The sequence below is a fragment of the Paenibacillus sp. NRS-1782 genome, assembly GCF_050467685.1.
GTDB classification, from domain to species: Bacteria; Bacillota; Bacilli; order Paenibacillales; family Paenibacillaceae; genus Paenibacillus; species Paenibacillus terrae_A.
Genome location: NZ_JBITPH010000033.1, coordinates 19,208 through 27,188, shown reverse-complemented (window position 1 = coordinate 27,188; position 7,981 = coordinate 19,208). Strand labels below are relative to the sequence as shown.

The window sequence follows — 7,981 nt, the reverse complement described above, 5'->3', positions numbered from 1 at the left end:
GGGTAGCCTCCTACTCGATTTCCACAACTGCTATACTTCTCCATTATTCGACATGTTTCGATATTTAATTTATGGAAATTTGGGCATAAGGTCTTAAAAAATGGTTCTTTTTACCTGATAAATTCAAATTTTATTTATAATGATTATTGATAATATTCCGATATAAAATATACTGTTTCAAACATTGGTTCAGAAGGGAAGATCATATCATGTTTTTCAAAAAAAACGAGGCTCATTCACTTACACCTTTAGTAGAAGAGAGCCGCAAATTGTCGCAAAAAATACAGCAGAAGGATTATTCTGCCGCAATGCAACTACCCTCTGCATCTTCTGAGGTTCAAGAAATCGCAAACAATGTCAACCAAGCGCTTGAATCCATCAAAAATGAGGCTCGACACACCGACATTCGTCTGAAGCTCGTCACCAAGGCGATTGAGGTCGGCTTATGGGATATGGAGGTCATTGCAGGTGATCCTGTGAATCCAAACAATACGTTCACATGGACAGATGAATTCCGCTCCATGTTGGGGTATCAGAGCGAAAAGGATTTCCCAAATGTATTGGATAGCTGGGCATCCCGGTTACATCCGGAGGATTATAACTGGGTATTGGCAGCGTTGGCTGATCATTTGCTGGATCATACAGGTAAGACTCCTTATGATATTCAGTATCGCTTAAAGCTGAAGCACGGTGAGTATCGTTGGTTCCGTGCCACGGGAACAACCATTCGTGATGAGCAGGGTATGCCGCTTCGTATTGCGGGGGCTTTATTGGATGTGCACAATCAGAAGATTAAGTCCGAGGAACTGGAAGCAATGGTTACAAGATATGATCTCATCAATCGTGTGTTGTTTGAGGCTCCATACGACATCATCCTGGTTGGCGGAGATGTAGAGAATCCAAATAGTGAATTTTGGTGGTCGCCACAATTTCGCAAAACGCTGGGTTTTAATGATGAAAAAGACTTTCCGAGTACGCTTAGCAGTTGGAGCTCACGTTTGCATCCAGATGACGTTGAAATAGCGTTTAAAGCGTTGAACGACCATTTGAGTGATTTTTCAGATCGCACTCCCTATGAAGTAACTTGCCGCTTGCAGAATAAAAATGGCGAATACCGCTGGTATTATAATAGTGGGGGAAGCATACGTGACAGTAAGGGAGTGCCCATTCGTATGGCAGGTACGATCCGTGATGTAACGTTGGAAAAACAAAAGCAATCCGTTGCGGACGAGCTTACGCTCAAAATAAAGTATCTTTCGGATTCCATCGCGGAAATGGTGAATGGTGTCAACTCGGTTAGTAATCAGGCGCAGGAGCTGGCTACGGCTCAAGAGCAATCGACTGAGGCCGCTAATCAGGCCAAAGTCAGCGCGGAAGAGACACAAAACATTTCTAACTTCATTAAAGAGATTGCCAATCAAACGAATCTGCTTGGGCTGAATGCGGCGATCGAGGCATCTCGTGCGGGTGAGCAGGGACGCGGCTTTGCCGTAGTTGCGGATGAAGTAAGGAAGCTTGCCATTCACAGTGCCGATGCGACCGGAAATATTGAGACCAGTCTGGACGAAATGAAGACGCTCATCGAGCGGATTTTGCATAACATCGGCAACATGTCTACGTTGACGCAGACACAGGCCGCGCTCACCCAGCAGGTGAATGCATCTACGGACGAGATTAACAGCATGTCCAAAGCATTGCTGGATTTTGCGAGAACCATGTAACTTACATTCTTCTAAGCGCTATGCAAGAATTAGACCGGGCTTAGTCTCGGTCTATTTACTTATTTTGGAAAATGGATTATAATCCTCAAGAGTGAATCCGAAAGTTACAACTTACAACGATTTGCGTGGAAAAGAGGAATACGCTTGAGCTTGATAAGTTCAATATTGGTGGGAATTGTTGCTCTGGAGCATGTGTATATTTTAATATTGGAAATGTTTTTGTGGACGACTCCACGGGCGATGCGCACGTTCGGCATTTCCGAGGAGCTGGCGGAAGTAACCAAGTCTATGGCGGCAAATCAGGGATTGTATAACGGCTTTTTGGCAGCTGGATTGGTGTGGGGCTTGTGCTACCCGGACGCTGTGATAGGCTGGAAAATTCAGCTGTTCTTTGTCATTTGCGTGGTAGTGGCTGCGGTGTATGGTGCATTGACGTCCAATAAGTCTATTTTATTGAAACAAGGATTACCCGCCATCCTGGCATTAACCAGCTTGCTGATCTTCTGAATGACACCCTAAACGGGTGTTTTTTTGCAAAATTCGATCACATAATGTCTGAATTTCTAATGACAAGGGGAATAGGTAGTTTTTGATTGATTGTAAATCCGATTATTCCGATTTATAATACTTTTATTACACACTTAGAGAACTCGGAGGCTAGAGACATGCGTCGTAATTGGACTGGAGTATTTGTATTGATCATATTAATGTTGGTGGTAAGTGCCTGCTCTGGCGGGAATTCCGGTTCTTCGTCTTCGACAAACGAAGGTGCAGCGAATACGAATGCTACAACAGCGGATAACGGGCAGCCCAAGGATGGCGGCAGTCTGATCATCGGTGTACAAGCCGATCCGGTGGTGCTGAACCCGAACTATGCAGGTGACCGAGTGAGTCTGACGATAGATCAGGCGATATTCGCACCTTTGTTTCAGGTGAACAATGGCAAGAAGACATTCTATCTGGCAGATAGCCTGACTCCCTCGGCAGACAAACTGACGTACACGCTGAAGCTGAAAAAGAATCTGACCTGGCATGATGGTCAAAAGCTGACGGCTGACGATGTGGTTTTCACGATTAATAAAATTTTGGATGAGAAGCAGCACAGCTTTTTGAGAAGTAATTTTATGATCAACGGCAAGCCGGTTCAGGTGAGCAAGGTTGATGATACAACGGTGGATTTCAAGCTTCCGCAGGCAGCTCCTGCTTTTGAAGCGGCGCTGGTACAGGTATCCCCGATTCCAAAGCATATTTTCGAGAACGAAGCAGATATTGAGAAAAGCACAAAAAACAACACTCCAGTCGGTTCCGGCCCGTTCAAGTTTAAAGAATACAAAACCGGCGAGTACGTGACACTGGAACGGTTCGATAACTATGTTGGTGGCAAGCCGCATCTGGACTCTGTGACGTACCGAATTGTGAAGGATTCGAATGCTGCGAGCTTGGCGCTCCAGAATGGCGAGATTAACGTCAACTATGTAGATCCGCAAAATGTGGATACAATGAAAGCCACCGGGAAGTTCGACATTTTCCCATACAGCGAAGGTCGCTTGGCTTACCTGATGTTTAATGAAAACAGCGACACCAAGCAGTTGAACAAAAAAGAAGTGCGCCAAGCGCTTTCATATGCGCTGAATCAGGATGAGCTGATTCAGGTATCTTATGGCTCCAAGGATTATGCGGATACTGCCAAATCTGTACTGACACAGGACGTGCTGTATCACACGAACGATGTTCCATTTTTCAATAATGATGTGAACAAGGCGAAAGAACTGCTGAAATCGGCTGGAGCTGAAGGACTGAAGCTGCGCATTATTATTCCGGGCGGTAATAAGGTGCAAGAGGCACAAGCGCTGTACATTCAGCAGAAGTTGAAGGATATCGGCGTTCAGTTGGATGTAAACAGCATGGATTCCTCGGCTTGGTCGCAAAAATTCGTCGATACGAATGCCAAGGACTTCGATCTGGCGATCAGCGGCTATATCATGGGTTATGACCCGGATGCGTACCGTATCTTGTACAGCACCGGATCTTCCTCCAACTATTCGCATTATTCCAACAAAGAAGTGGATAAACTGATGGAAGAAGGCGCAGCGGAGTCGGATACGACCAAACGTGGAGAAATCTACAAAAAGGTACAAGAGATTTTGGCTAATGATGCAGTTATCTACCCGATTGCTTATACCAAAACGATTGTAGCATTCGACAAGCAGTATGGCGGTATTGATCAGGCTGTGCTGAAACCGGTCGTGATTTTCGAAGATTTGTCCAAAATTTATCACAAATAAGACAGGGTTTTCAAAAAATAAGCTGGGAGAACCAGCTTATTTTTTTCGAGAACAGCAAGGGGAAGAGAAACGTATGAGACAACTCATCGCCAGAAGATTGCTGCAAGTTATACCGATGCTATTTTTTGTATCCATCGTCTGCTTCGGCTTGATCAAGCTGGCTCCAGGTGATCCGGTTCTCTCTTTTGTTACACCGAATATGCATCTGGAAGATATCGAACGTATGAGGCACAGCCTGGGGCTGGATCAGCCTGCTTATGTGCAGTACATGCTATGGCTCAAAAAATGCCTGACGGGTGATTTGGGATTTTCGCTCATAAATCACCAGCCTGTGCTGGATCAAATTCTGGATCGTCTCCCGGCTACCGCCGGATTAATGGGTGCATCCATTGTATTAGCTGTCCTGATTGCGATTCCACTCGGCTTGACGGCTGCGGCCAACCGGAACCGCTGGATCGACAAGCTGATTAACCTGATGTCGTACATCGGGATTTCTGTACCGCTGTTTTGGCTTGGTATTTTACTTATTTATCTGTTTGCTATTTATCTGCATTGGCTTCCAAGCACGGGAATGCGGACCATTGGAACAGACTCGGCGCTTGATGTGATCAAGCATGGGATTTTACCGTGTTTTGTACTGGCCTTCGGGTTTTTATCTGTGTATGTGAGGTATATCCGCTCCAGTACAATAACGCAGCTCAAGGAAGAATACGTGCAGATTCAATATGCATTCGGGTCTGGAAAACGACTGGTATTATTTCGGCATGTGCTCAAGCATGTGCTGTTGCCCATCATTACGCTGCTCGGTATGTCGGTTGCAGATCTGGTAGCCGGAGCCATCGTGACCGAGACGGTATTTTCTTGGCCGGGTATTGGCTCGCTGGGTATGACGGCGGTAAAAGGGATGGATTATCCCGTTATCATGGGCATTACACTGTTTTCCGCCCTGCTGCTGATCCTGGGCAATCTGCTAGCGGATATTTTATACAGCATCGCGGACCCGAGAATTAAATCAACGAGGTGAACTCATGAATCGGAGCAAATGGCGCAACATCGGGATCGAGCTGATGACGAGCAAAATGGGCGCCGCCGCCCTCATACTATTGATCGTATTCTCTCTGGGGGCAATCTTCGCCTTTTTGTCGCCGCAGGACCCGAACAAGCTGAACGTGCTGGAGCGACTCCAATCGCCGGGAGCGGCACACTGGTTTGGAACGGATGACTACGGCCGAGACTATTTTGCAAGGGCGCTGTACGGTGGTCGTGTATCTTTGCTGGTGGGCTTTGCGTCCATGATTATTGCAACCAGTATTGGCGTGATAGTAGGCATTGTGAGCGGCTATTTTGGCGGATGGATCGATAATTTGCTCATGCGGATTTTGGAGCTGATCATGTCGATTCCGTCTTTTTTGGTTATTTTGCTGTTGAGTGTGTTTTTGAAGCCGGGTGTTGGCAATATTATTGTCATTATCGCCCTGCTGATGTGGATGAATATTGCCCGGGTGGTTCGGGCAGAGACGATGACGCTGCGGGAACGGGAATATGTGCTGTATGCCAAAGCTTCGGGACAAAGCACATTCGGGATTATCCTGAAGCATATCGTTCCGAACCTGATTCCGGTGATTATCGTGGGGGCGACGAACAATATCGCCTCGGCGATTATGATGGAATCGTCACTGAGCTTCCTCGGCTTTGGTGTGCAACTGCCGAATGCTACGTGGGGAAGTATGCTGAATAATGCCCAAGGGTATATTGCACAGGCTCCATATATGGCCTTATTCCCTGGGCTGCTTATTTTACTGACCGTGCTGAGCTTTAATGTTTTGGGGGATGTGCTGCGTGTAGGCTTTGAACCCAAGCTGGTGAAACGATGATTCGCAACCAGCTACAAGAACCATTACCAATGGCTCCAGAAGCGACAGAAAGGAGCGACAATGCAATGACTGAACATCTGCTGTCTGTCGAACAGCTGGAGGTTTCCTTTTTCACTCGTGAGGGGGAGAATCAGGCGGTTCGAGGGGTTAGCTTTCATATTGATGCTGGAGAAACGGTAGGAATCGTAGGAGAATCCGGGAGCGGCAAAAGTGTTACAGCCAAAGCGATCATGTCCATGATTGCCCCGCCGGGCAAGCGGCTGAATGGTGATATTCGTTACCGGGGAGAAAGTCTGACGGCTCTGACGGAAAAGCAATGGCGCAAAATACGCGGGAACCAGATTGCGATGGTTTTTCAGGACCCGATGACCTCGCTGAACCCGGTCAAGAAGGTCGGTTATCATCTGGTGGAGGTGATACGCAGACACCGGGGACTGAGCAAGGAGGCGGCTACGAAAGCCGCAGTGGAGCTGCTGCGACAGGTGGGGATTACCGAGCCGGAGCGCCGGATGAATCAATACCCGCATCAATTCAGCGGGGGGATGCGTCAGCGGGTAATGATCGCGATGGCGCTCTCGTGCAGCCCGGAGCTGTTGATTGCTGACGAGCCGACCACAGCGCTGGATGTGACGATCCAGGCGCAAATTCTGGAGCTGCTCAAGACGTTGAAGCAGCAATCCGACATGGCGATAGCCCTGATCACCCATGATCTGGGTGTCGTCGCCCAGGTGTGCAGCCGTGTCATCGTGATGTACGGCGGCATGGTGATGGAGGAGGGGCGCGTGGACGATATTTTTTATCGTCCGACCCATCCGTATACGCAGGGCCTGCTGCGCTCTGTGCCGCAGCGCACGAACGGCTTCCGCGAGCGGCTGGTGCCGATCGAGGGCACGCCGCCGGACCTGCTGAACCCGCCGTCTGGCTGTCCGTTCATGGAACGGTGCCCGCACGCGTTTGCCCGCTGTACAGAGCGGCCACCGATGGTGGAGCTTCGCCCGGATCAGCGGGCGGCCTGCTGGCTGAACGAGCCGGACGCTGTACCTGCCGGAGTCAACGAGACGCCCGAAGCGGGCCATGCGGAAGGGAGGGTTTAACGTGAGTGAAGTGAGCAATGCAAGGGGCGAAAGTCAGCCCTTGGTGGAGGTACATCAGCTTAAGCAGCATTTTGTAACAGCCAGGGATCTGTTGGGGCGCAGCTCGGAGGTACTCAAGGCGGTGGACGGCGTGAGCTTCCAGATCAAGCGTGGTGAGACGTTCGGACTGGTCGGCGAGTCGGGCAGCGGTAAATCGACGGTTGGACGCTGCCTGACGCGGTTATACGATTATACGGAAGGCACGGTGCGCTTTGACGGTCAGGATATTTCCAAACTGAACGATAAGCAGCTCAAGCCGCTGCGTCGGCGCATTCAGAGCATTTTTCAGGACCCGTATTCCTCGCTTAACCCGGGCATGAACGTGCTTGACCTGATTGGCGAGCCGATGGACATTCACAGATTGCATCAGGGCAGTGAGCGTAAGGATGCCGTTGTGGCTTTACTTGAAAAGGTCGGACTGAAGCGTGAGCACTTGTACCGGTACTCGCATGAGTTCAGTGGCGGACAACGCCAGCGGATTTCTATCGCGCGTGCTTTGTCCGTGAATCCGGAGTTCATTGTCTGCGACGAGCCAATTTCGGCGCTGGACGTGTCTATTCAGGCACAGGTCATTAACACGCTGGAGGATCTCCAGCAGGAATTCGGGCTGACGTATCTGTTCATCGCCCATGATTTGTCGATGGTGCGGCATATTTCAGACCGGATTGGTGTGATGTACCATGGACGATTAGTGGAGGTAGCCGATGCAGATGAGCTGTATGAGCAGCCAGCCCATCCGTATACACAGGCGCTACTGTCCTCTATCCCGGTGCCTGATCCGAGAGCAGCCGGAGAGCGGGACGGTTTTGGGGCGGGATTTGCCCAACCAGACGGTTCTTTGGCATGGGATAAGGACGGCGAGAGTGCCACTGAGCTGCGGGAAATCAGCCCTGGCCATTATGTAGCGTACTCGGTTAACCGTTAGGTTAAGACTGGTGTACGATGTGCGTGATCAACAAGGAGGCGAG

At 49.3% G+C, this 7,981-nt stretch carries 7 protein-coding genes; all 7 read left to right on the top strand.

Going from position 1 to position 7,981, the window contains the following annotated elements; translation table 11 throughout:
* The first annotated feature begins 209 nt into the window (after window positions 1-209).
* The 7 genes from ACIFQM_RS13000 to ACIFQM_RS12970 all read left to right on the top strand — a co-directional run bounded on the left by ACIFQM_RS13000 (window position 210) and on the right by ACIFQM_RS12970 (window position 7,938).
* Window positions 210-1,721 carry a methyl-accepting chemotaxis protein gene (locus tag ACIFQM_RS13000; RefSeq protein ID WP_430043545.1) on the top strand — a complete coding sequence of 504 codons (1,512 nt, stop codon included), beginning with the start codon at window positions 210-212 and terminating at the stop codon, window positions 1,719-1,721.
* A 144-nt stretch (window positions 1,722-1,865) separates the two neighbouring features.
* Complete coding sequence (locus ACIFQM_RS12995) at window positions 1,866-2,228, top strand: DUF1304 domain-containing protein (protein WP_430043546.1); 363 nt, start codon at window positions 1,866-1,868, stop codon at window positions 2,226-2,228.
* Between the two features lie 158 nt (window positions 2,229-2,386).
* The gene (locus tag ACIFQM_RS12990; RefSeq protein ID WP_430043548.1) at window positions 2,387-4,006 is read left to right on the top strand and encodes an ABC transporter substrate-binding protein; all 1,620 of its coding nucleotides are present in this window, start codon (window positions 2,387-2,389) and stop codon (window positions 4,004-4,006) included.
* 73 nt (window positions 4,007-4,079) lie between these two features.
* Entirely contained in the window at window positions 4,080-5,030 is a 951-nt protein-coding gene (locus tag ACIFQM_RS12985; RefSeq protein WP_430043550.1) for an ABC transporter permease, read from the top strand.
* A gap of 4 nt (window positions 5,031-5,034) precedes the next feature.
* Entirely contained in the window at window positions 5,035-5,880 is an 846-nt protein-coding gene (locus ACIFQM_RS12980) for an ABC transporter permease (protein ID WP_430043552.1), read from the top strand.
* A gap of 65 nt (window positions 5,881-5,945) precedes the next feature.
* Window positions 5,946-6,974, top strand: coding sequence for an ABC transporter ATP-binding protein (locus tag ACIFQM_RS12975; protein WP_430043554.1), 1,029 nt, complete (start codon window positions 5,946-5,948; stop codon window positions 6,972-6,974).
* Window positions 6,955-7,938 (top strand): ABC transporter ATP-binding protein, encoded by a 984-nt coding sequence (locus ACIFQM_RS12970; protein ID WP_430043556.1) that lies wholly within the window; start codon window positions 6,955-6,957, stop codon window positions 7,936-7,938. The genes ACIFQM_RS12975 and ACIFQM_RS12970 overlap by 20 nt, the downstream gene beginning before the upstream one ends.
* Window positions 7,939-7,981: the final 43 nt, after the last annotated feature.

What these genes read in the sequence shown, in the direction of transcription:
- ACIFQM_RS12970 (WP_430043556.1), top strand. Translation starts at nt 6,955, where the DNA reads ATGCGGAAGGGAGGGTTTAACGTGAGTGAAGTGAGCAATGCAAGGGGC.
- ACIFQM_RS12980 (WP_430043552.1), top strand. Translation starts at nt 5,035, where the DNA reads ATGAATCGGAGCAAATGGCGCAACATCGGGATCGAGCTGATGACGAGC.
- ACIFQM_RS12985 (WP_430043550.1), top strand. Translation starts at nt 4,080, where the DNA reads ATGAGACAACTCATCGCCAGAAGATTGCTGCAAGTTATACCGATGCTA.
- ACIFQM_RS13000 (WP_430043545.1), top strand. Translation starts at nt 210, where the DNA reads ATGTTTTTCAAAAAAAACGAGGCTCATTCACTTACACCTTTAGTAGAA.
- ACIFQM_RS12975 (WP_430043554.1), top strand. Translation starts at nt 5,946, where the DNA reads ATGACTGAACATCTGCTGTCTGTCGAACAGCTGGAGGTTTCCTTTTTC.
- ACIFQM_RS12990 (WP_430043548.1), top strand. Translation starts at nt 2,387, where the DNA reads ATGCGTCGTAATTGGACTGGAGTATTTGTATTGATCATATTAATGTTG.